The sequence below is a fragment of the Hydrogenophaga flava NBRC 102514 genome (assembly GCF_001571145.1).
Lineage (GTDB): Bacteria > Pseudomonadota > Gammaproteobacteria > Burkholderiales > Burkholderiaceae_C > Hydrogenophaga > Hydrogenophaga flava.
Genome location: NZ_BCTF01000010.1, coordinates 93,810 through 115,472 on the forward strand (window position 1 = coordinate 93,810; position 21,663 = coordinate 115,472).

At 68.7% G+C, this 21,663-nt stretch carries 18 protein-coding genes; 2 read left to right on the forward strand and 16 right to left on the reverse strand.

What is annotated here, in order from left to right; all coding sequences use genetic code 11:
• Positions 1-27: 27 nt before the first annotated feature.
• The 4 genes from HFL01S_RS10650 to HFL01S_RS10665 form a co-directional block, all read right to left on the reverse strand.
• Entirely contained in the window at positions 28-759 is a 732-nt protein-coding gene (locus tag HFL01S_RS10650) for a class I SAM-dependent methyltransferase (protein ID WP_066258172.1), read from the reverse strand.
• A gap of 78 nt (positions 760-837) precedes the next feature.
• Positions 838-1,821, reverse strand: coding sequence for a DUF6976 family protein (locus HFL01S_RS10655; RefSeq protein WP_066258174.1), 984 nt, complete (start codon positions 1,819-1,821; stop codon positions 838-840).
• A gap of 10 nt (positions 1,822-1,831) precedes the next feature.
• Positions 1,832-2,047 (reverse strand): hypothetical protein, encoded by a 216-nt coding sequence (locus HFL01S_RS10660; protein WP_066258176.1) that lies wholly within the window; start codon positions 2,045-2,047, stop codon positions 1,832-1,834.
• Positions 2,048-2,166: 119 nt separating this feature from the next.
• The gene (locus HFL01S_RS10665) at positions 2,167-2,505 is read right to left on the reverse strand and encodes a hypothetical protein (RefSeq protein ID WP_245644780.1); all 339 of its coding nucleotides are present in this window, start codon (positions 2,503-2,505) and stop codon (positions 2,167-2,169) included.
• A 94-nt stretch (positions 2,506-2,599) separates the two neighbouring features.
• Here HFL01S_RS10665 and HFL01S_RS10670 point away from each other — a divergent pair, with 94 nt between their 5' ends.
• On the forward strand, positions 2,600-3,502 hold the full coding sequence (locus HFL01S_RS10670) for an SMP-30/gluconolactonase/LRE family protein (protein ID WP_066258179.1): 903 nt from the start codon (positions 2,600-2,602) through the stop codon (positions 3,500-3,502).
• Positions 3,503-3,548: 46 nt separating this feature from the next.
• On the opposite strand, the gene uvrA is transcribed toward HFL01S_RS10670, so the two are convergent.
• On the reverse strand, positions 3,549-9,389 hold the full coding sequence (gene uvrA, locus HFL01S_RS10675; RefSeq protein WP_084383211.1) for an excinuclease ABC subunit UvrA: 5,841 nt from the start codon (positions 9,387-9,389) through the stop codon (positions 3,549-3,551).
• Positions 9,390-9,518: 129 nt separating this feature from the next.
• Here uvrA and HFL01S_RS10680 point away from each other — a divergent pair, with 129 nt between their 5' ends.
• Positions 9,519-10,649: an ABC transporter substrate-binding protein gene (locus HFL01S_RS10680; protein WP_084383212.1), complete on the forward strand. Its 1,131-nt coding sequence runs from the start codon at positions 9,519-9,521 to the stop codon at positions 10,647-10,649.
• A gap of 6 nt (positions 10,650-10,655) precedes the next feature.
• On the opposite strand, the gene HFL01S_RS10685 is transcribed toward HFL01S_RS10680, so the two are convergent.
• From HFL01S_RS10685 to HFL01S_RS10735, 11 genes are all read right to left on the reverse strand, one after another.
• Positions 10,656-12,107: a DUF1501 domain-containing protein gene (locus HFL01S_RS10685; RefSeq protein WP_066258184.1), complete on the reverse strand. Its 1,452-nt coding sequence runs from the start codon at positions 12,105-12,107 to the stop codon at positions 10,656-10,658.
• 15 nt (positions 12,108-12,122) lie between these two features.
• Positions 12,123-13,778 carry a DUF1800 domain-containing protein gene (locus HFL01S_RS10690; protein WP_066258186.1) on the reverse strand — a complete coding sequence of 552 codons (1,656 nt, stop codon included), beginning with the start codon at positions 13,776-13,778 and terminating at the stop codon, positions 12,123-12,125.
• 406 nt (positions 13,779-14,184) lie between these two features.
• Positions 14,185-14,622, reverse strand: coding sequence for a universal stress protein (locus tag HFL01S_RS10695; RefSeq protein ID WP_066258188.1), 438 nt, complete (start codon positions 14,620-14,622; stop codon positions 14,185-14,187).
• A gap of 123 nt (positions 14,623-14,745) precedes the next feature.
• A complete protein-coding gene (locus HFL01S_RS10700; RefSeq protein ID WP_084383227.1) occupies positions 14,746-15,420 on the reverse strand; it encodes a 2-hydroxychromene-2-carboxylate isomerase in 675 nt (224 codons plus the stop codon).
• 26 nt (positions 15,421-15,446) lie between these two features.
• The gene (locus tag HFL01S_RS25980) at positions 15,447-15,719 is read right to left on the reverse strand and encodes a DUF1289 domain-containing protein (RefSeq protein ID WP_084383214.1); all 273 of its coding nucleotides are present in this window, start codon (positions 15,717-15,719) and stop codon (positions 15,447-15,449) included.
• Between the two features lie 10 nt (positions 15,720-15,729).
• Positions 15,730-16,245 (reverse strand): YbaK/EbsC family protein, encoded by a 516-nt coding sequence (locus HFL01S_RS10710; protein ID WP_066258191.1) that lies wholly within the window; start codon positions 16,243-16,245, stop codon positions 15,730-15,732.
• Positions 16,246-16,265: 20 nt separating this feature from the next.
• On the reverse strand, positions 16,266-16,910 hold the full coding sequence (locus HFL01S_RS10715) for a LysE family transporter (protein WP_066258299.1): 645 nt from the start codon (positions 16,908-16,910) through the stop codon (positions 16,266-16,268).
• A 5-nt stretch (positions 16,911-16,915) separates the two neighbouring features.
• Positions 16,916-17,824, reverse strand: coding sequence for a hydroxymethylglutaryl-CoA lyase (locus HFL01S_RS10720; protein WP_066258193.1), 909 nt, complete (start codon positions 17,822-17,824; stop codon positions 16,916-16,918).
• A 14-nt stretch (positions 17,825-17,838) separates the two neighbouring features.
• On the reverse strand, positions 17,839-18,759 hold the full coding sequence (locus tag HFL01S_RS10725; RefSeq protein ID WP_066258195.1) for a 2-hydroxyacid dehydrogenase: 921 nt from the start codon (positions 18,757-18,759) through the stop codon (positions 17,839-17,841).
• A gap of 118 nt (positions 18,760-18,877) precedes the next feature.
• Complete coding sequence (locus HFL01S_RS10730) at positions 18,878-20,902, reverse strand: acetyl/propionyl/methylcrotonyl-CoA carboxylase subunit alpha (RefSeq protein WP_066258197.1); 2,025 nt, start codon at positions 20,900-20,902, stop codon at positions 18,878-18,880.
• 85 nt (positions 20,903-20,987) lie between these two features.
• Positions 20,988-21,653, reverse strand: a complete 666-nt coding sequence (locus tag HFL01S_RS10735; protein WP_084383215.1) for a DUF4126 domain-containing protein — start codon at positions 21,651-21,653, stop codon at positions 20,988-20,990.
• Positions 21,654-21,663: the final 10 nt, after the last annotated feature.

Sequence of the window (21,663 nt, forward strand, 5' to 3'; positions counted from 1 at the left end):
ACCCGGGCCACGGTGAACTGATCCAGATCAGCGCCGACGCAAGGGCATCTGGTAGAGCCAGACCGGTTTGCCCTGGACGGTTTCGAGCCGGGCCTGGGGTTTGAAACCGGTGGCCTCGAACTCCAGGCTGGCCAGCCAGGCACCGGGCGCCAGCTCGGCGGCGGCCTTCTCCATCGCCCGCGGCATGCTCTCGGGCCGCTGGAACAGGTAGACCATGCGGTAGCCCGACCAGTCCTGTGCCCAGATGTCGGCGCGGCGCACCGACGCAAAGCGGCAGCGCAGCCGGCACAGCAGGGCCAGCGGCCAGCTCCATTCCAGGCCGTGGATCTGCGCCTTCGGATACTGGCGGTGCAGCGCAATCAGGCCGGCGCCGAGCCCACAGCCTGCGTCCACCACCGCCGCACCATCGGGCAGCGGCACCTTCTGCGCCAGACCGTCCAGTGCGTTCTCGGGCGTGGGGAACAGCGGCGCGTCGCCCCAGCTGCCCAGCGGGTACAGGGCCAGCAACAGGCCCAGCGGCAGCAGCCAGACCCAGCCCGGCACCGCCCCTGCCGCACCGCTGGCCAGCAGCGAGAGCGGGAAGCCCGCCAGCATGAACAGGCGCCGCCAGGGCGTGCGACCGGTCCAGGCGGCCAGGCCGGCGGCCAGCAGCGCCACCACAAAGGCCGCCACCGGGCTCAACCCAACCGCGCAGAGACCGGTGAACAGCGCCCAGGCGCCCCCCCAAGTCAACAGCGCGGGAATCGGCCAGATCAGCATGTGGGCATTGTCACCGCTGTCTTTGCCCACAAAAAAAGCCCCGACAGGGCGGGGCTCGTGTCGTGCGACATCCGGAAGTTACTGGATTCGCAGCACCACCAGGGTCTGGTTGAGCAACTGGTAGCCGATCTCCCCAAAGGTCACCGGCCCATACAGGTCGCCGAGGCGCTGGCCTTCCAGTCCGCCAAACAAGAAATTCAAGATGCAATTGCAGGAGAGGCTGACGCCTTCGCTCGGGTAGGCCGCCAGGCGCTCTCGGAAGCTGGCGCCGTAGTCCGCCACGGGCTTGGCGAAACGGTAATCCACGCCGGTGAACACCGGTGCATAGAGCACCACCTTGCTGGCCGCGGCGTCCACCGACTGGATGGAGGCATTGATGTGCGCGCCGCCGAAATCGCCCACCAGTGGCAGCTTCCCGTCGGCAAGGCCCTTGGCCTGCACGTAGGCGGCCAGATTGGTCTTCTCGCCATTGATCAGACAGTCGCCCACCTCGAACGAGGTGTCGGTGAATCGCAGGGTGTCGCCATCGCCGGGCTCGAAGATATTGACGATCTCGATGGAGGCCAACTGGCTGTCCGGCAGGGCCACGTGTGCCACGACGACTCCGTCCTCGAACTTCTGCCCTGTGGTGCCCAGGTAGACCTTGGGCGTGACCTTCCCCAGCTCCGACAGGTGCACGCCCGAGACCCAGCCCACGGTAGGTTTGAGGAAGGCGTCGGCGTCGTTGACCGCCTCCTGCGCAAAGGTCTTGTGCGCCGCGCTGCCCGCGGGAACGACGGCCACCGTGAAACCGTTGTCCGGTCCATTGCCCAAAATGGACTTGAGCTGGTCCGCGCCGTAGTGCGCCAGCGTGGTCTTGCCGGGGACGGGCAAAGAGGTGACGAACACCTTGCCTTCGGTGGAAACCACGCCGCCGCAGGCGTCCATGAAGTAGGGAATGGTGCCGGCGATCCAGTTGCCAGCGGGCAGTGCATCCAGCGTGGACTCAGGGCCGGCCAGCGTGAGGGCCGCACCAGAGCGGATCAGTTCGGCCGCTTCGGCCAGGGTCATCAGACGGTTCATGTTGTGTGCCTCAGATGCGGTTGAGCTGATCGATTTCAGCGGAAAGGATGCGCTCCCATTTGGCGAAGAAGGACTGGATTTCGCTGGCTTTCTGGGGCATGGGATCGGTGCTTCGCTCCAGGCGTTTGACCATGAGCTGCAACGCGAGATTGGAGGTCTGGATGCGCGCAAGACCGCCACTGGCCGCACGCGACCAGCAGGGATGAGTAGGAGAAGGAATGGCCATGTTGAACTCGGAAAGGGAGGATGTAACAGCAGATGCACCCGAAATGCCCTGCCACTCACTTGGAGTAACGACCTGTGAGAAGCCCGCTTGAGTTCGTCGTGGGCCGTTCTTGATCCATATCAAGAATCTTCAGCGCGCAGGCTCGCGTCGCAGCCGATGCCGGCCGCGATCCAGCGCCTGGCCAGCCGGCGCAGCAGCGGCGCCGCCCAGCGCCCGCGCGGGCCGAGCACACCCTCAGCATCGCTGACCGCACCGCAGCGGTACAGGCCTTGCACCTCGTCCCAGCGCAGCGCATCGCAGGCGCCGTGGCGCTTGCGCGAGATCACCCGCCCCAGCGGACAGGGCTCGGCCAGGCAGCAGACACCGCAGCCGTTGCAGGGCGCGCCCTCGGGGGGCTGGGCCGGCGCGGCCGGGTGGATGTGGATGACCTGGTGCGGCACGGCCACAGCGTAGCGCAATCACCGGCGTCGCCAAGGCGATGGTGGCGGCTTGCCTCGGCTGCGCGGCGTGTCTATGGTGCGCCTTCCACCACAACATTCAGGAGACACCACCATGGGCCTCGATCCGCGTTTTTCCGTGCTCGTCTCGGGCTACACCTTCTTTGAAAGCCCGCGCTGGCACGACGACCGCCTGTGGCTGTCGGACTTCTACACCCACCAGATCATCCGCCTCGACGGGCAGGGCCGGGTGGAAAAAATCGCCGACGTACCGCAACAGCCCTCGGGCATGGGCTGGCTGCCCGACGGCCGGCTGCTGGTGGTCTCGATGCGCGACCGCCAGGTGTTGCGTCGCGAGACCGACGGCCGCCTCGTCACGCACGCGGACCTGTCGGCCATCGCGGGGGGCTCGGTCAACGACATGGTGGTGGACGCTCAGGGCCGCGCCTACGTGGGCAACTTCGGTTTCGACCTGATGGGCGGTGGAACGCCGCAAACCGCCACGCTGGCGCGCGTCGACCCCGACGGTTCGGTGCACGTGGCGGCCGAAGGCCTGTACTTCCCCAACGGCAGCATGATCACGCCCGACGGCCGGACCCTGATCGTCGGAGAGACCATGGGCAACCGCATTTCGGCCTTCGACATCCGGCCCGACGGCCAGCTGGGGCCGCGCCGCGACTGGGCCGCCTGGGGTCCGCTGCCGCCCATGACCGACGTGCCCAGCGTGCTGGGTGCGCTCAAGGCGGCGCCCGACGGCGCCACGCTGGACGCCGAGGGCGCGGTGTGGTTCGCCGACGCCGTGGGCCACCGCGTGGTGCGCATGGCACCGGGCGGCGAGATCCTGGAGAGCATTTCGACCGGGGACCAGGGCGCCTTCGCCTGCACGCTCGGTGGCCCGGATGGCCGCACCCTGTTCATCTGCGTGGCGCCAGACTTTCTGGAGCACGCGCGACAGGCCGCGCGCGAAGCCGCCATCTGGACCACCACCGTGAGCGTGCCGGGCGCCGGGCGCCCCTGAGCCTCACCGCCCGCCCTGCGGGCGGGCTGTTCAGAGATGGGGCCGATCAGCGCGCCAGCACCGGCGCGAGCACCTTGCCAGTGTGCGTGCCGAGCGCCACCACGTCCTCCGGTGTCGCCGCCGCCACGATGCGGCCACCGCCCGAGCCGCCTTCCGGCCCCAGGTCGATGATCCAGTCGGCTTCGGCCATCACGTCCAGGTCGTGTTCGATCACCACCACGCTGTGGCCGCCGTCGACCAGCCGGTGCAACACGCGGATCAGCTTCTCCACGTCGGCCATGTGCAGGCCCACCGTGGGTTCGTCCAGCACGTACAGCGTGTGCGGCGCCTTCTGGCCGCGGCGGCCGATCTCGTCGCGCACCTTGCTGAGTTCGGTCACCAGCTTGATGCGCTGCGCCTCGCCGCCCGACAGCGTGGGCGAGGGCTGGCCCAGCGTGAGGTAGCCCAGGCCCACGTCCTTGAGCAGCTGCAGCGGGTGGCTGATGGCGGGCATGCTGGCAAAGAACTCCACCGCCTCGTCCACCGCCATCTGCAGCACGTCGCCGATGTTCCTGCCCTTCCAGGTGACGGCCAGGGTCTCGGGGTTGAAGCGCGCGCCGTGGCAGACCTCGCAGGGCACCTTCACGTCGGGCAGGAAGCTCATCTCGATGGTGCGCATGCCCTGCCCTTCGCAGCCCGGGCAGCGGCCTTCGCCGGTGTTGAAGGAAAAACGCCCCGGCCCGTAGCCGCGCGCCTTGGCTTCCAGCGTGTCGGCGAACAGCTTGCGCACCGTGTCCCAGAAACCGATGTAGGTGGCCGGGCAGCTGCGCGGCGTCTTGCCGATCGGTGTCTGGTCGACTTCGAGCACGCGGTCCACGGTCTCGCTGCCCAGCAGCTTGCTGCAGCCGGTCCAGGCCGGGCGCGCGCCCTCGTTGTCCCAGGACTGGCGACCGGCGTAGGTGCTGCGCATCGACACCGCCTCGGCCACGTTGGTGAGCAGCACGTCGCGCGCCAGCGTGGACTTGCCGGAACCGCTGACGCCGGTGACCACCACCAGGCGCCTGAGTGGCACGGTCACATCCACCTGCTGCAGGTTGTGCATGGTGGCGCCGCGCAGTTCGAGCTGCTCACCGTCGGCGGTGACGGCGCGCCGCGGCTGCAGCGGGTGCTTCATCGCGTGCAACAGGTAACGCCCGGTCAGCGAGTCTTCGCTCGCCGACAGGTCGGCCACCGTGCCTTGCGCCACCACGCGGCCGCCGCGTTTGCCGGCGCTGGGTCCTATGTCGATGATGTGGTCGGCGCGGCGGATGGTGTCCTCGTCGTGCTCCACCACCACCAGGGTGTTGCCCATGTCGCCCAGCTTGTGCAGCGCGTCCAGCAGGATCTGGTTGTCGCGCGGATGCAGGCCGATGGTGGGCTCGTCCAGCACGTAACACACGCCCTGCAGGTTGCTGCCGAGTTGCGCCGCGAGGCGGATGCGCTGCGCCTCGCCGCCGCTGAGCGTGGGGGCGCCACGGTCGAGCGTCAGATACGACAGCCCCACTTCTTCAAGGAAGGCCAGGCGGCTTTCGATTTCGGGCAGCAGATCGCGCGCGATGTCGGCCTCGCGCTGGCTCAGACCACCTTCGGCCATGAGCGCACGAACCTTCTGCCGCACTTCGCTGACGGACAGGCGCGCGATGTCGGTGATCGACATACCGCCAAAACGCACCGCCCGCGCCTGCGCATTCAGGCGTGTGCCTTCACAGCTCGGACAGGCCTCATCGGTCAGGTCTTCCACCTCGGGCTCTGCAAAGCTCTGCTCGCGGCCCTTCTGGTCGTCGTCGCGCACCGAGTCGTCCAGCGCCTTGCGCTGCTCGCGCGAGAGCTTGACGCCCGTGCCCACGCAGTCGGGGCACCAGCCGTGTTTGCTGTTGTAGGAAAACAGGCGCGGGTCCAGCTCGGGGTAGCTGGTGCCGCAGGTCGGGCAGGCGCGCGTGGTGGAGAACACCTCCAGCCGGCCCAGGCCAGCGGTCGAGCGGCCCTCGGCCAGCGCGGGCGCGAGCCCGTCGAGATCGGTCAGCAGGTGCAGCGTGCCCTTGCCCAGTTCGAGTGCCTTGGCCAGCTGGGTGCGCAGCCAGGCCTCGTTCGCCGGGTCCACCACGCCGTCGGCCACCGGCAGTTCGATGGTGTGTTCCTTGAAACGGTCGATGCGCGGGAAGCCGGTGGTGGGCAGGAACTCGCCGTCCACCCGCAGGTGGGTGTAGCCGCGCGGGCGCGCCCAGTCGGCCAGTTCGGTGTAGACGCCCTTGCGGTTGACCACCAGCGGCGCCAGCAGGCCGATGTGGCGGCCTCGGTAGCGCGTGAGGATGGCGGCGGCGATGCTTTCGGGACTCTGCGGCATGACGGCAGCGCCGTCGTGCACGCAGTGCTGCGTGCCCAGCTTCACGTAGAGCAGGCGCAGGAAGTGCCAGACCTCGGTGGTGGTGCCCACCGTGGACTTGCGGCCGCCTCGGCTGAGGCGCTGCTCGATGGCCACCGTGGGCGGGATGCCGTAGACCGCGTCCACCTCGGGCCGGCCCGCCGGCTGCACGATGCTGCGCGCGTAGGCGTTGAGCGATTCGAGGTAGCGCCGCTGGCCTTCGTTGAACAGGATGTCAAACGCCAGCGTGGACTTGCCCGAACCGCTGACGCCGGAGATGACGTTGAACTTGCCGCGAGGAATGTCGACGCTCAGGTTCTTGAGGTTGTGCTCCTTGGCGTTGACGATGCGGATGGCGTTGCTGTGGTTTTCGGCGCGGGCGGCCGCGGCCTGTTGGCGCTGCGGCTGCTTGAGGTAGTCGACCAGCCGGCCTTCGTGCACCGTGTGCACCTCGCCCATGGACGCTGCGTACTCGCGCAGCGCCCTCGCGGTGTGGCTGCTGGCGTGTTGGCGCACTTCTTCGGGCGGGCCCTCGGCCACCACCAGACCGCCGCCCGAGCCGCCTTCGGGGCCGAGGTCGATCAGCCAGTCGGCGCTGCGGATCACGTCCAGGTTGTGCTCGATCACGATCAGCGAATGGCCGGCTTCGAGCAGCTTGCGCAGCGAGCGCATGAGCTTGGCGATGTCGTCGAAGTGCAGGCCAGTGGTCGGCTCGTCGAACAGGAACAGCGTGCCCTTTTTCGCCAGCGCCTGGCGGCTGGCCGCGCTGTTCTTGGCCGCCTCGGCCAGGAAGCCGGCGAGCTTGAGGCGCTGCGCCTCGCCGCCCGAGAGCGTGGGCACGGGCTGGCCCAGCTTCACGTACTCCAGCCCCACGTCCACGATGGGCTGCAGCACGCGGATGACCTCGCGGTCGGCCTTGAACAGGTCGGCGGCTTCGCTGACGGTGAGCTCCAGCACGTCGGCCACGTTGAGCATCCGCCCGCCGCGTTCGATGCGCACCTCCAGCACATCGGGCCGGTAGCGCTTGCCGTCGCAGTCCGGGCAGCGCAGGTAGACGTCGCTGAGGAACTGCATCTCCACATGCTCGAAGCCCGAGCCACCGCAGGTGGGGCAGCGCCCGTCGCCGCTGTTGAAGCTGAACTTGGCCGCGGTGTAGCTGCGCTGGCGTGACAGCGGCGCGTCGGCGAACAGGGATCGGATGGCATCCCACGCGCCGACGTAGCTGACCGGGTTGGAACGCGCGGTCTTGCCGATGGGCGACTGGTCGACATAGACCACCTCGCTCAGGAAGTCGGCGCCCAGCAGGCGGTCGTGCGCGCCCGGCGTTTCGGTGGCCTTGCCAAAGTGGCGCAGCAGCGCAGGCGCCAGCACGTCCTGGATCAGCGTGGACTTGCCCGAACCGGAGACGCCGGTGACCACGGTCAGGCGCTGCAGCGGGAACTCGACATAAAGGTTCTGCAGGTTGTGCTCGCGCGCGCCTTCGAGGATCAGGCGCGGCGTGCTGTCGGTGACCATGCGCTTGAAGCCCATGCCCACGGTCTTGCGCGCGCCCAGGTAGGCGCCCGTGAGGGTGTCGGCGCTGCGGATGGCCTCGGGCGTGCCGTCGAACACGATCTGCCCGCCGCGCTCGCCCGGGCCGGGGCCCATGTCGATCAGGCGGTCGGCCGCCAGCATCACAGCCGGGTCGTGTTCGACCACCACCAGGGTGTTGCCGGCGTCGCGCAGGCGCAGCATGGCGTCGTTGATGCGCGCCATGTCGCGCGGGTGCAGGCCGATGCTGGGCTCGTCGAGCACGAACAGGGTGTTGACGAGAGACGTACCGAGTGCGGTGGTCAGGTTGATGCGCTGCACCTCGCCGCCGGACAGCGTGCGGCTCTGCCGGTCCAGAGTGAGGTAGCCGATGCCGACTTCGCAGAGATAGCGCAGGCGGGTGTTGATTTCTTCGAACAGCAGCTTGAGCGCCTGCTGTTCACCGCCTTCGCCTCCGCTGCCCGCCAGCGTGGTGGCCAGGTCGTCGAAGAAGCGCCGCAGGCTGGTCAGCGGCATCAGCATGAGGTCGTGCAGGCACAGCCCCGGCAGGGCTTCGAGCTGCGTGCGCGACCATTGCACGCCCTTGGGCAGGTAGCGTTTGTCGGCCGGCAGCACCGCGTCGGCCTGCGCTTTCGTGCCAATGCGCCAGAGCAGGCTGTCGGTCTTCAGGCGCGCGCCGCCGCAGCTGGGGCATTCGGTGTAGCTGCGGTACTTGGACAGCAGCACCCGGATGTGCATCTTGTAGGCCTTGCTCTCCAGGTACTCGAAGAAACGCGCCACGCCATACCACTGCTTGCCCCACTGGCCATCCTTGTAAGTGGGGTTGCCGCCGATCACCCACTGCTTCTGCTCGGGCGTGAGCTTGTTCCAGGGCGTGTCGCGCGGGATACCGGCCGCTTCGGCGTGGCGCATCAGGTCGTCCTGGCATTCCTTCCACGCGGGTGTCTGGAACACCTTGATCGCACCGTTGCGCAGCGTGATCTTTTCGTCGGGGATGACCAGGCCGTAGTCCACGCCGATGACGCGGCCAAAGCCGCGGCAGGCCTCGCAGGCGCCGACGGCGGAGTTGAAGGAAAAGGCCGATGGGGTGGGTTCGGTGTAGCGGATGTCGCTCTCGGGGCAGTGCAGGCCTGTGCTGAAACGCCAGATATCCGGCTCGCCCTCTTCGCGCAAAACATAAACCATGAGTTTGCCCGCGCCGCGCTTGAGCCCGGCTTCGATGGCTTCCATCACCCGCGCCGGTTCGGCGTTGCCGAGGCGGAAGCGGTCGGCCACCACGTCCAGCAGCTTCACGGCTTCGATCACCGGCCTGGCCTTCTTGCCCTTGGCCGGCGCCTCGTCCTTCGCTTCGCGCTGGACAATGCGCTCGGCCTGCACCCGCGTGTAGCCACTGGCCGAGAGCCACTGCTCCACCTCTTCGGGCGTGGTGGACGCGGGCAGTTCGACCGGGAAGGTCACCACCAGACGCGGATCACCCTGTTCAGCGGATCGCCGCTGCAGCTCCGCAAAGATCGACTCCGGCGAGTCGTGACGCACCGGCAGCGCGGTGGCGCGGTCGAACAGGTTCGCTCCGCGCGCGAACAGCAGCTTGAGGTGGTCGTTCAGCTCGGTCATGGTGCCGACCGTCGAACGCGAGGAGCGCACCGGGTTGGTCTGGTCGATGGCGATGGCCGGGGGCACGCCCTCGACCTTGTCCACCGCCGGTTTGTCCATGCGGTCCAGGAACTGGCGCGCGTAGGCGCTGAAGGTCTCGACGTAACGACGCTGGCCTTCGGCGAACAGGGTGTCGAACACCAGGCTGGACTTGCCCGAGCCGCTGGGGCCAGTGACCACCGTCAGCTCGCCGGTGCGAATGTCCAGATCGAGGTTCTTGAGGTTGTGCTGCCGGGCGCCCCGGATGCGGATCGTGCCGCCGCCGTCTGTGGGCGCCTCGGCGGGGGACAGGGGTTCGTCGGCGGGGCGGAGATCGTCGGACATGCAGGCCTTCCTGAGAGGGAGCCGAACATTCTAGGAGCCGCACGTCGGGCTGTCCGGGGGCTACGTCATTCCCCCAATGTCGCGCCCCCCTCCACTGCCTAGACTGGCGCTCCCGAAGGAGACATACGAATGACCAACACAAAACACCTGCGCCGAGCCCTCGGCACCCTGGGTCTGACTGTCGCCATGACTTGGTCCGCAACCGCCTGGTCGCAGATCCGCATCGGCCAGACCGCCGGCTTCAGCGGGCCAGTGGCCGACGGGGTGAAAGAAACCACCGACGGCGCCAAGCTGTACTTTGACGCGGTCAACGCCAAAGGGGGGGTCAACGGAGAGAAGATCGAACTGGTGTCGCTAGACGACAAGTTCGACCCCAAACTGGCGGCCGAAAACGCCCGGACGCTGGCCAACGACAAGGCGGTGATCAGCCTGTTCCTGAACCGCGGTACGCCGCACACCCAGGCCATCCTGCCGGTGCTGGCGGACGCCAAGCTGCCCCTGGTGGGCCCCTCCACTGGCGCCATGGCGCTGCACAAGCCGGTCCACCCCTGGCTGTTCAACGTGCGCGCCACCTACCAGCGCGAGGCCGAGCGCGCGGTGCAGCACCTGAGCCTGATCGGCATGGACCGCATCGGCGTGGTGCATGTGGACGACAGCTTCGGCGCCGGCCTGCTCGAAGGCGCCCAGAAGGGCTTTGCGGCGGTGAGCAAGAGCCCGCTGTTCATCGAAAAATTCGATCGCGCCCAGTGGGACTTCAGCGCCATCGCCCCCAAAGTGGCCGCTTCGGGCGCCCAGGCGGTGCTGTTCATCGGCTCGGGCGTGGCGGTGGCCGATGGCGTGGCCGCCATCCGCAAGGCCGGTTCGCGCGCCCAGATCATCACCAACTCCAACAACGCCTCGGCCGGCTTCGTGAAATCGCTGGGCGCCAACGCATCGGGCACCATCGTGACCCAGGTCTTCCCCTACGAGCGCTCGCTCTCGGTGGCGATGGTGAAGGAAGCGGCGGACCTGGCCAGGGCCAAGGGGCTGGAGGGCGTGAGCCCGGCGATGCTGGAAGGCTTCGCGGCGGCCAAGGTGCTGGTGGCGGGTCTGCAGCGCGCGGGTGCCAACCCGACCCGGGCCAAGCTGCGCGACGCGCTGGAAGGGCTGTCCAAACTGGACATCGGCGGCCTCGAAGTGGGCTTCGGGCCAGCCGACCACACCGGTCTGGACTTTGTCGACCTTTCCATCATCGACAGCGGCGGCAAGTTCCGCCGCTGAGCACCTTCAGCCCAGGAAACCGAGGTTCCTGGTGCTGAAGTTGGTGAGGTTCGGCAGGATGGTGTTGAGCTGCGGGTCCGAGGCACCGAACCAGCGCAGCAAGGTCGCCGCATACTGGTCGACCGACGTGGTGGGAATCCACCGTCCGTGCAGCTCCCAGGACGAAACCCCCACATCGTTCGGGCCGCCAGCCACCAGCTCGGGATAGGTGCCGTAGACCGCCCCACCCTGCACCGCGCCCCCCATCACCAGATGGTGGTTGCCCCATGCGTGGTCGGTGCCGGAGCTGCTGTTGGGCACGAAGGTGCGGCCGAAGTCGCTCTGGGTGAACAGGGTCACGTTGTTGCCCATGCCGATGGCTGCCATCGCGTTGTAGAAGCAGGTCATGGCATCGGCCAGGCCCTGCAGCAGGCGGGCATGCACGCCGCTCAGGCTGTCCGCGGCAATCTGTTCGTTGTGCGTGTCGTAGCCGCCCTGCTGGGCGAAGAAGATCTGCCGGTCGCCCTGCACGGTGGCGCGCCCGGCCACCAGCTTGGCGATCTGGTAGAGCTGGCGGCCGAGGTCGGTGCTGATCGCCCCCTGCGCATTGGTCAGTGGCGCGAAGGCCGTGTCGATCAGGGTCGGTGCCGCCGGGTTGGGCTCCACCCCGACGATGGCGCCCAGCCGGGACGAGACCTCGAACGCGGTGCGCTGCTGCTGCGCGTAGGCGTCCAGCAGCACGTTGGAACTGCCCAGATTGCCCGGCTGGTACAGCGCCTCCAGCGCGTTCTTGCGCGCCACCGTGGGTGTCCAGGTGCCCTCCAGGCCCTCCACCCCGAAGGTGTCACCGGGCCCCGGCAGCACCAGCGGTGTGCCGAGCGCGGACAGGCCGAAGTGGCCGTTTCCGCCTACCGAGATCACGGGATTGGTGGTGCCCAGGGTGTCGGTCGCGCGTCCGCCCCAGCCGGTGCGCTCCAGCGAACGGGCGCTGGACGCCTCCCACTCGATCTGCTGGTCCGAGTGCGAGAACAGGTTGTCCGGAATCAGCGGCGAGGTGCCCGGCAGGCTGCGGAACTCGGTCTTGGTCAGCGGTCCGAACAGCGGCCCGACGTTGGCCACGGCGGCGATCTTTCGCGCGCTGCACACCGACGCCAGCGCGGCCATGGACGGGTGCAAGCCCAGGTCCGTGCCCGCCATCGGCACCAGGCTGTTGCGTGGCAGGGCCAGGGCCCCGCGAACGGCCGCGTACTGGTTGTAGCGTGTGGTGTCGGTCGGCACCACCGTGTTCTGTCCATCGTTGCCGCCGTACAGGAAGACACACACCAGGGCCTTGTAGCTGTCGGCCTGGGCCTTCACCGGGTTCTGCAGCAGGGCCGACAGGCTGCCCACCCCGAGGGCGCCCGCCAGGGAAGCGCCACCGAAGCGAAGCCACTGCCGCCGGTCCATCGGCGCCCACTGCGATGCATGTTGTCTTTTCATGTCGGTCACATCCCTTCAGCGGACCAGGTGGTACTGGGGCGAGGCGAGCACCAGGAAGGCGGCCTGGCGCACCCGGTTGGTCCGGTCGCTGGTGGTTCCGGACCCGAACTGGTTGACCGCAGAAATCACTGCCGTGCGCGATGCGGTGGGCAGCAACTCGCCCAACGCCAGCAAGGAGATGCGGTCCACCAGCCGGCCAGCATCGGTCGCATCCGCCGCGAACACGCTGAGATCGACCCGGGTGCCCACCGCGCCGGGCACGGACGAGCTGGCCCCGGAGCCGTTCCAGAAGATGAGGTAGTTGAGGTAATTGATCCGGTTGAGCGCAGTGTTGGCGTTGTGGATGCCAAACGCTGGTCCCACCAGCGCGGTGCCGGCCACCGGGTAGTCGGGTGAATAGAAATTGAACACCGACGGCGGACGGAAGGCGTGCTGGCGCATTTCTTCGCCCCACCACCAGCCCAGCGCATCACCATCGGTCCGGCCGTTGAGGGCCCGCAGCACGCCGGTGAACAGCTGGATGGGCTCGCGCAGCCGGCCGGCCGAACTGGCCACTGTCGTACTGCGGGCGTCTGCGTCCAGCAGCACCGCGGCCACGGTGGCGGCGAGATCGCCTTTGCGGCCGGTGCCCAACCTGCCGTGCCGACCGGTGTTGAACGCGCCCGCCACACGCTGCACATATGCGGGGCTCGGGTTGCTCGTCACCAGCTGCTGGATCAGGTGGCGACTGACAAACGGCGCCACGTTCTGGTGGGCCATGATGCTGTCGAGCACCGCCTCCAGCGCCGCCGGTGCAGTGTTGCCCGAAGGCAGGCTCACCCCGGACAGCAGCGAGCGCGCCGCGGTGTTGTGGAAAGACGCCACCGACACCATGTCGCCGTCGTAGAACTGGCAGTTGGCGCCCCGGGGCCAGCAGCCCCACGGCGTGGCGCCACCAGGGGGATAGGTCCAGCCGGTGAGTGCGTGGGCGTAGGCGCGCACACGCTCGTTGTCGTAGGTGGGCGTGCAGCTGCCACCCTGCAGCGAGCCGTCCGGGTTGAGCAGGCAGGTGCCCAGCGAGAACAGCTGCAGCAGCTCGCGGGCGAAGTTCTCGTTGGGCGCGTCCTTGTCGTTGTTCACATGGTCGAGGTAATCGCCCATGACCGGCGACAGGATGACCTTGCGCAGCAGATCTCGGTAGTTGCCGAACGCGTGGTCCAGCAGCATGTTGTGGTAGTTGCGCAGACCGTAGGTGCCGCTGACCTCGTAGTTGGACACCACCATCATCTGCTGCAGCGCCAGCCCGACGCGCTGGCGCAGCTGGTCCTGACCGGTCACCGCATTGCGGTAGAAGTCCCAGACCAGGGGTGTGGACGAATACCAGTCGCGCCAGCACTGGTCGCCCCGGTTGTCGCAGAAGTCGGCACTCTGGCTGGTGTGCTTGTGCACGGCGTTGGTTCCGCCGCTGGTGTACCGGGACCGGGGCAACGGCACGGTGACGGGCACGCGCGGCCCGCTGGGGCTGGGCTTGAAGGCCTGGCGCTGCAGGCTCATCTGCTCCGAGACCCAGCGCGCAGCACCCCACTCGCGGATCTGCGTCACCAGAGACTCGGTGGGACCGAAGGTCGCCTGGTTGGCCAGCCGCACCGCATCGGCCTGCGTCATCACCTGGGCTTTGGGCGCACCTCCCATGCCTGCATCCGGCACGGGCTCATCATCAAAGACCGTGCGCAGGCTGGACCAGAGGGTTCCTGCGGAGCCCACAGGCTCCGAAGCCCCGGACGCCGCCTCCTTCCGTGCCGATGCCTGATCGGCGCTGTCTCCGGTTTCACTGCCACCGCCGCAGGCCGCAAGGGCCGCGACCATGACCACCAACGGTAGGCGGAGCCATGTCGGGCGGTGGCGCGACGGGCCGGGCTGCGAGATAGGGGGCGCTGTGGCGTTCATGGGCCGCCAATGTAGGCGGCCGAACCCGGCCCGCGAAGGACCGGATTCGGCCGCCGTTACATATCATGAACAAATTACAGATCGTGACAACCGCGTCGGCTGCACGCACACCAGGTCTGCCGCCTGGTTGAAAAAGGCGTCCGCCGGGCGCTCAGTCCTTGACGATCAACACGGGCAGGCGGGTGTGCGTGAGCACCTTCTGCGCCACGCTGCCCAGCACCAGCGCCTTGACGCCCTGGCGGCCGTGCGAGGCCATCACGATCAGGTCACAGCCTTCGGCCTGCGCCGTTTCGATCACCCCTTCGTAGACCACGTTGCGCTCGATGGTGTCGCCGGCGAACGGCACGCCTTCGGCCGCAAAGACCTTGCCCAGTGCATCCAGCGCCTGCCCCGCCACGCTGCGCGACTCGGCCAGGTAGGCCTGCAGGCCGGCGGCCGACGCATCACCGATGCCGATGTAGGGGAACGGATCGATGACGTAGACACCGATCACCTGGGCGCCGTGCGCCTTGGCCAGCTGGACAGCGGTAGAGGCCGCACGCAGGGCCAGCGCGGAACCATCGGTCGGGACGAGGATTTTCTTGAACATGTCGTATCTCCTTGTGGGTGAGCGCATTTCTCAGAATGCCCGGGCACCGGGACAGGCCCTGGACGGCATTCATATTAGTGGCATCCCGTGCCAGCGCCTCTGCGCAAGATCAACGAGGCCGCGTCAGGCCTTGCGCTGCACGCCCATCGGCAGGCGGTGCGCCGCCTCCCAGTCAACGCCCTGGAACCAGGCCGCGCCGTCCAGGCTTTCGCGCAGCATCGGCAGCGCGTCCAGCCCCCAGAACACCCGTCCGCCCACCACCATGGATGGCACGCCGAACAGGCCCAGCGCCAGCGCCCGCTCGGTGTTGTCGCGCAGCCGCTGTTTCACCACGTCGCTGTCGGGTTCGTTCCAGGGCTTGTCGCGCTGCCGCATGTGGTCCTGCAGCTGCGATTGCAGGGCCTGCAGGCGCGCGGGGTCGAGCGGGTCGGCACCGCCGTGCCAGACGTGGTGGAACAGCAGCTCGGTCACATACCGGTTGGTCTGGCCGGGCGCATCGTCGGTGGCGGTGCACAGCCCCAGGCGCAGCAGCGGCAGCGGGTTGAAGGGGTGCATCGCCGGCAGGTCCAGCCGCACGCCGTGGTGCTGCGCCAGCCAGAGCACCTGGCGGTAGGTCCAGTCGCGCTTGGCCGGGATCTCGGCCGGGCCGAGCTGCCCGTGCGCCTTGAGCAGCGCCGCAAACAGCACCGGCCTGTAGTGCACCAGCACGCTCAGACCTTCGAGGGCCTGGGGCAGCCGCTCGAAGGCCAGGTGGGCGTAGGGCGAGATCGGGTCGTAGAAGAAGTCGATCTCGTGCAGGGTGGCGGACATGGCAGCGGGTGGCATCAGGTGATGGTGCGTGGCACCTGGCGCGACTCGATGCGCTCCCAGATCGCCAGCCGCTGGGCCTCGCCGGCCTGGCCCCAGCCTGCGATTTCGTCCACCGTGCGGTAGCAGCCGCTGCACAGCCCGGTGGTCGGGTTCATCTGGCAGACCGAAATGCAGGGCGAGGGCACTTCGGGGTCGAGGTGGCGCGCGCGCGCGTCCTCCAGGTTGATCAGGGGTTTGGGGCGCGGCGGCGGCGGCGCCTCGCGGCGGCCGAAGAGTTTCTTGAACATCTTGAAAGCTTCAGGAGGAAGGGGGCGCGGTCACATCGTGCACCGGCGCGCCGGTGAGCCGCTTGAGGTCGTCGGGGGTGAGGCGGAACACGCCGTGCGGGTGGCCGGCCGCGGCCCAGATGATGTCGAAGCGGAACAGCTGCTGGTCGATCAGCGTGACCGGCGGCTCGGCGTGCGCCAGCGGCGAGACACCGCCGATGGAGAAACCGGTCTTGGCCTTGACGAAATCGGCGTCGGCGCGGCCGAGCTTGCCGCCTTCGGCGCAGACGATGGCCTGGACCTTTTTTTCGTCGACGCGCAGGTCGCCGGAGGTAATGACCAGCACGGCCGCGTCGTCGGACTTTCGGCGAAAGATGATGCTCTTGGCGATCTGGCCCAGCGCCACGCCCAGCGCATCGGCGGCCTGCTGCGCGGTGCGCGCCGCGTCGTCAAGCATCACCGGCGCGTGCGGGTGGCCCAGCGCGGCCAGCACCTCGGTCACGCGCAGCACGCCGGGCGGCAGGGTTTCGGAAGCAGAGAGGTTCATGGCCGCCGATGGTAGCGGGCTCAGCCGCCCTTGCGCACCAGCAGCAGGCTGGCCCCCATGGCCATCAGCACGCCGCCGAACACGCGGTTCTGCGCGCGCCGCGCCTTCGCCGTCGCCAGCCAGCGCTGCGCGCGCGAGGCCAGGAAGGCGTAACCGTGCATCACCACCAGGTCCACCCCCACCGAAGTGGCGAGCAGGATCAGCAGCTGCAGCCACAGCGGGCGGTGCGGGTCGATGAACTGCGGCAGCACCGCCACCATGAACACGATGCCCTTGGGGTTGGTCACATTGGTCATGAAGCCGGTCAGCACCCGCTCGCGCACCGTGGGCAGGCCGGCGTGCTTCACCAGCGCCTCGCCAGCGGCGGGCGCCTGCTGCGCCACCGGCGCGCGCCATTGCTTCACGCCGAGGTAGATCAGGTAGGCCGCTCCCACCACCTTGACCACGGTGAAGGCGGTGGCCGAGGCCAGCAGCAGCGCGCCCACGCCGACGCCCGCGATCAGCAGGATCACGGCCAGGCCCAGCTGCAGCCCCGCGATGGTGGCGCTGGTCTGGCGCACGCCGTAGGCCAAGCCGTGGCTCATCGACAGCACCGCGCCGGAACCCGGTGAAATGGCGATCACCCAAGACGCAGCAAAGAAGGCCAGCCAGACACTGAACTCCATGGCGATCACCCTGCCCTCTTGGCCAGCAGCGCCCGCGCCACGCGCGAGCCACTCGGGCGGCCCAGGTGATCGCTGATGAACTGGCCGGCGTCGACCAGCGCGTCGAGGTCGATGCCCGTCTCGATGCCCATGCCGTGCAGCAGGTAGACCACGTCCTCGGTCGCCACGTTGCCGGTGGCGCCCTTGGCGTAGGGGCAGCCGCCCAGCCCCGCCACGGACGACTGGAAGTTCCAGACGCCCAGTTCCAGCGCCGCCAGCGTGTTGGACAGCGCCTGGCCGTAGGTGTCGTGGAAATGGCCGCTGATGTGGTCGATGTGGAAGTGCCGCTGCGTGGCCTCGATGGCCGCCTGCACCTTGCGCGGCGTGCCCACGCCGATGGTGTCGGCCACGTCCACGCGCTCCACGCCGATCTCCTTCATCAGGCCCGCGAGGTAAGCCACGCGCTCAGGCGCGATATCGCCCTCATACGGGCAGCCCACGGTGCAGCTCATGGCGCCGCGCACCGCGATGCCGGCGGCCTTCGCTGCGGCCACGACGGGCGCAAAGCGCTCGATGCTCTCGGCGATGGAGCAGTTGATGTTTTTCTGGCTGAAGGCCTCGCTCGCCGCGCCGAAGACCACGATCTCGTCGGGCCGGTCCAGCACCGCCGCTTCGTAGCCCTTGAGGTTGGGCGTGAGCACCGAGTAGCGCACGCCGTCCTGGCGCGTCATGCCAGCCATCACCTCGTGGTTGTCGGCCATCTGCGGCACCCACTTGGGCGACACATAGGACGTGACCTCGATCTCCTTCAGACCCGCCGCCTGCAGGCGGTGCACGAGTTCGATCTTGACCGCCGCCGGCACCGGCTGCTTCTCGTTCTGCAGGCCGTCGCGCGGGCCGACGTCGATAAGGCGGACTTTGGAGGGGATGTTCATGGTGTGTCTTTTCTTCAATAGCCGCGGACCGGGTCCACGACACCGGCAATCGGCTGGCCGGCTTCCAGCGCGCGGATCTTGCCGGCGATCTGGGCAATGCTCTCGTCGCGCAGCGTGCGCGCCGAGGTGTGGGGCGTAACGGTGATTTTCGGGTGCTGCCAGAAGGGATGACCGGCGGGCAGCGGCTCGGTGCGGAACACGTCCAGCGTGGCGCCGGCCATGTGGCCGCTCTCCAGCAGGGCCAGCAGGTCGTCTTCCACCAGGTGGGCGCCGCGCGCCACGTTGATCAGGTAGCCGCCCGGCTTGAGCCGGCCCAGCGTCTTGCGGTTGAGGATGTCGCGTGTGTCCGGCGTGAGCGGCAGCAGGTTCACCAGCACCCGGCTGTTGGCGAGGAAGGTGTCGAAGCCGACCTCGCCGCTGTGGGTCACCACACCTTCGATGGCTTTGGGGCTGCGGCTCCAGCCGAACACCGGGAACTCGAACACCCGCAGCGCCTTCGCCACGCGCTCACCGAGCACGCCCAGCCCCATCACGCCAACCGGGAAGTCCTTGCGCTCGCGCGGTTTGCGGAACGACCACCGGCCTGCCTTCACGTCGGCTTCGTAGCCGTCGAACTCGCGGAAGTGGCGGATCACGGCGTGGCAGACGTACTCGGCCATCTGCACCGACATGCCCGCGTCGTCCAGCCGCACCACCTTCGCGCCCGCAGGCAGCTTGAGTTTGAGCAGCGCATCGACGCCGGCGCCGATGTTGAACAGGCCCTTGAGTGCGGGCTGTTCGTCCAGGAACTGTTGGGGCGGGGCCCATACCACGGCGTGGTCGGCCTGGGGCGCGCCGGGTTGCCAGACCTCGACGGTGGCGCCGGGCAGCGCCGCGCGCAGGCCCTCCAGCCAGGGTTCGGCCTTGGCGTCGGTGCAGCAGAAGGTGATGTTCATGCGCCGAGCTTAGCGGGCCCGGAGCCGCCGGGCCGCCCCAAGGCGACGAGCGCCCCCTTGGGGGGCAGCGTCGGACACGCAGTGCCGAGCGTGGGGGCACCCATTCTTGCCTTTGGGTTCACGCGGTGGCGACGGCCAGCTTCAGCAGTTCCGCGCCCTCGGCCACCTGGTCACCGGGTGCGAACAGCAGCTCGGCCACCGTGCCGTCGGCCGGCGCGGCGATGGTGTGCTCCATCTTCATGGCTTCCATCACCGCCAGGGGCTGGCCCTTGCGGACGGTGTCGCCGGCCTTGACGGCAAAGCTCACCACCTTGCCCGGCATGGGCGCGGTCAGGCGCCCGCCTTCGGCCGCGGTCTCGCCCGCGTGCGCCAGCGCGTCCAGCTCGGTGATCACGGTGGCGCCGCGGTCGCAGAACAGGTGCACGCTCTCGCCGAGCTGCCAGCACTGCACGGTCTGGCGCTGGCCGTTGTACTGCAGGTCCACCACCGTGCCGCTGTCGGCCGGCTGGGCCTGGAAGCTCAGCACGGCGTCGGCATCGCCCACCGCCAGTTGCAACGCACCACCGTGCCCGTAGGTCAGCTGCGCGGTCAGCGCGTCGCCCTGGTATTCGAAGTCGAAGCGGCGCTGGGTCAGGCCGAACGGCCGCCAGCCGTCGGTGCGCGAGAACGGGTCGGCGCCCTCGCCGGCCTTCTCGTGCACCAGGGTCTGGGCCACCGCAGCGGCCACGGCCAGGGTGCGGCCCACCGGGTCCTGGTTGAACAGCACCTCGGCTTCGCGCGGGATCAGGGCCGTATCGAGCCTGGCGGACGAGAAGGCGCCACTGCGCACCACGTGGCGCAGGAACTGCACATTGGTCGCCAGGCCCACGATGCGCGTGGCCGCCAGCGCCGCGTCCAGCTTGGCCAGCGCCTCGGCGCGCGTGGCGCCGTGCACGATCAGCTTGGCGACCATGGAGTCGTAGAACGGACTGATCACATCGCCTTCGCGCACGCCGTCGTCGAAGCGCACCCCGCCGCGCTCGAAGGCTACGTGCGCGGGCTTGCGGTACACGGCCAGGCGCCCGGTCGCGGGCAGGAAGTTGTTGTCCGGGTTCTCGGCGCAGATGCGCGCCTCGATGGCGTGGCCTTGGATGCGCAGCTCGTGCTGCTGCAGCGGCAGCTTCTCTCCCGACGCGACGCGCAGCTGCCACTCGACCAGATCGAGCCCGGTGATGGCCTCGGTCACCGGGTGCTCCACCTGCAGGCGCGTGTTCATCTCCATGAAATAGAAGCGCATCTGCTCGGGATGCTCGTAGCCGCCGGGCTGCTCGACGATGAACTCCACCGTGCCGGCGCCCACATAGTTCACCGCCTTGGCCGCGGCCACCGCCGCCTCGCCCATCTGCTGGCGCAGCGCGGGCGTCATGCCCGGCGCGGGCGCTTCTTCCAGCACCTTCTGGTGGCGCCGCTGCACCGAACAGTCGCGCTCGAACAGGTAGACGCAGTCACCGTGGGTGTCGCCGAAGACCTGGATTTCAATGTGGCGCGGGCGCTGCACGTATTTCTCGATCAGCACCGCGTCGCTGCCGAAGCTGTTGATGGCCTCGCGCTTGCAGGACGCCAGCGCCGCGGCGAAGTCCTCGGCCTTGTCCACCGCGCGCATGCCCTTGCCGCCGCCGCCCGCGCTGGCCTTGATCAGCACCGGGTAGCCGATGCGGTCGGCCTCGCGCTGCAGCAGCGCCGGGTCCTGGTCTTCGCCGTGGTAACCGGGCACCAGCGGCACGCCGGCCTGCTCCATCAGGCGCTTGGATTCGGCCTTCAGACCCATGGCCTGGATCGCCGACGACGGCGGGCCGATGAAGACCAGACCGGCCTTGGCGCAGGCATCGGCGAAGGCCTCGTTCTCACTCAGAAAGCCGTAGCCCGGGTGGATGGCCTGCGCGCCCGTGGCCTGCGCGGCGGCGATGATGCGTTCCCACTGCAGGTAGCTCTCTTTGGGCGCGCTGCCGCCGATGTGCACCGCCTCGTCGCAGGCCGCCACGTGCTTGGCGCTGGCGTCGGCGTCTGAGTACACGGCCACGGTGCGCACGCCCAGGCGGCGGGCGGTGGCAGCGACGCGGCAGGCGATTTCGCCGCGGTTGGCGATGAGGATCTTGGAGAACATGCGGCTTTTCCTAGGCAGGGGCAGAGTCGGGAGAAAACAGGTTGCGCAGACGGCGGAACGCCGCGCGCAGGAACTTGAACAGCATCTAGGTGACGATCCACATCAGCACCAATGCGATCAGCAGCAGGATGCCGAAGACCACCGGGTGGTTGGTCGCGAGCCAGACGGCGCCGATCACTAGGCCGTCTTCGACCAGGCTCATGGCGATGTTGGAGAAGGGTTCGGGCGAGGTGTTGATGGCCGCTCGCGTGGTGGTCTTGGCCGCCTGGCTGCTGGCGGCCAGCGTGCCGCCCAGCAGCGCCGCGACCACGGCCATGGTGGCGTTGTCGGCGCCGAACACACCCGCGGCCAGCGCGGCGCCGGCCGGCACACGGACCACGCTGTTGACAATGTCCCAGAGCGAGTCCAGCCCCGGGATCTTGTCGGCGAAGAACTCGACGAACAGCAGCGCGCCGCTGGCGGCGAGCACCGCCGGGTGCTGCAGCACCTGCAGGCCATCGGGCAGCGGCAGCCAGCCCGCCAGCCCCATGGACCCGACGAGGAAGACCACCGCATACAGACGGAAACCGCTGGCCCAGCCGAGCGCGGCGGCGAGCGCGAGCAGGCTGGTCATGTCCAGCTGGCTGGCGGCCGCACCCACGCCCTCGGCGACCTGGCCGCCGAGCTGCACACCGGCCTCGGCCGCCTGCTGCCCGGCCTGGGCGCCAAAGCCCCTGAGCCATTCCACAAAGCTGTTCCAGATCGCGTCCATGCCGTGTCCT

Coding starts and splice junctions, on each gene's coding strand:
- HFL01S_RS10655 (WP_066258174.1), bottom strand. CDS start 1,821: ATGAACCGTCTGATGACCCTGGCCGAAGCGGCCGAACTGATCCGCTCT.
- HFL01S_RS25980 (WP_084383214.1), bottom strand. CDS start 15,719: ATGTTCAAGAAACTCTTCGGCCGCCGCGAGGCGCCGCCGCCGCCGCGC.
- HFL01S_RS10690 (WP_066258186.1), bottom strand. CDS start 13,778: ATGGGAGGTGCGCCCAAAGCCCAGGTGATGACGCAGGCCGATGCGGTG.
- HFL01S_RS10650 (WP_066258172.1), bottom strand. CDS start 759: ATGCTGATCTGGCCGATTCCCGCGCTGTTGACTTGGGGGGGCGCCTGG.
- HFL01S_RS10730 (WP_066258197.1), bottom strand. CDS start 20,902: ATGTTCTCCAAGATCCTCATCGCCAACCGCGGCGAAATCGCCTGCCGC.
- uvrA (WP_084383211.1), bottom strand. CDS start 9,389: ATGTCCGACGATCTCCGCCCCGCCGACGAACCCCTGTCCCCCGCCGAG.
- HFL01S_RS10695 (WP_066258188.1), bottom strand. CDS start 14,622: ATGTTCAAGAAAATCCTCGTCCCGACCGATGGTTCCGCGCTGGCCCTG.
- HFL01S_RS10720 (WP_066258193.1), bottom strand. CDS start 17,824: ATGAACATCCCCTCCAAAGTCCGCCTTATCGACGTCGGCCCGCGCGAC.
- HFL01S_RS10735 (WP_084383215.1), bottom strand. CDS start 21,653: ATGGACGCGATCTGGAACAGCTTTGTGGAATGGCTCAGGGGCTTTGGC.
- HFL01S_RS10680 (WP_084383212.1), top strand. CDS start 9,519: ATGACCAACACAAAACACCTGCGCCGAGCCCTCGGCACCCTGGGTCTG.
- HFL01S_RS10725 (WP_066258195.1), bottom strand. CDS start 18,759: ATGAACATCACCTTCTGCTGCACCGACGCCAAGGCCGAACCCTGGCTG.
- HFL01S_RS10670 (WP_066258179.1), top strand. CDS start 2,600: ATGGGCCTCGATCCGCGTTTTTCCGTGCTCGTCTCGGGCTACACCTTC.
- HFL01S_RS10715 (WP_066258299.1), bottom strand. CDS start 16,910: ATGGAGTTCAGTGTCTGGCTGGCCTTCTTTGCTGCGTCTTGGGTGATC.
- HFL01S_RS10660 (WP_066258176.1), bottom strand. CDS start 2,047: ATGGCCATTCCTTCTCCTACTCATCCCTGCTGGTCGCGTGCGGCCAGT.
- HFL01S_RS10710 (WP_066258191.1), bottom strand. CDS start 16,245: ATGAACCTCTCTGCTTCCGAAACCCTGCCGCCCGGCGTGCTGCGCGTG.
- HFL01S_RS10685 (WP_066258184.1), bottom strand. CDS start 12,107: ATGAAAAGACAACATGCATCGCAGTGGGCGCCGATGGACCGGCGGCAG.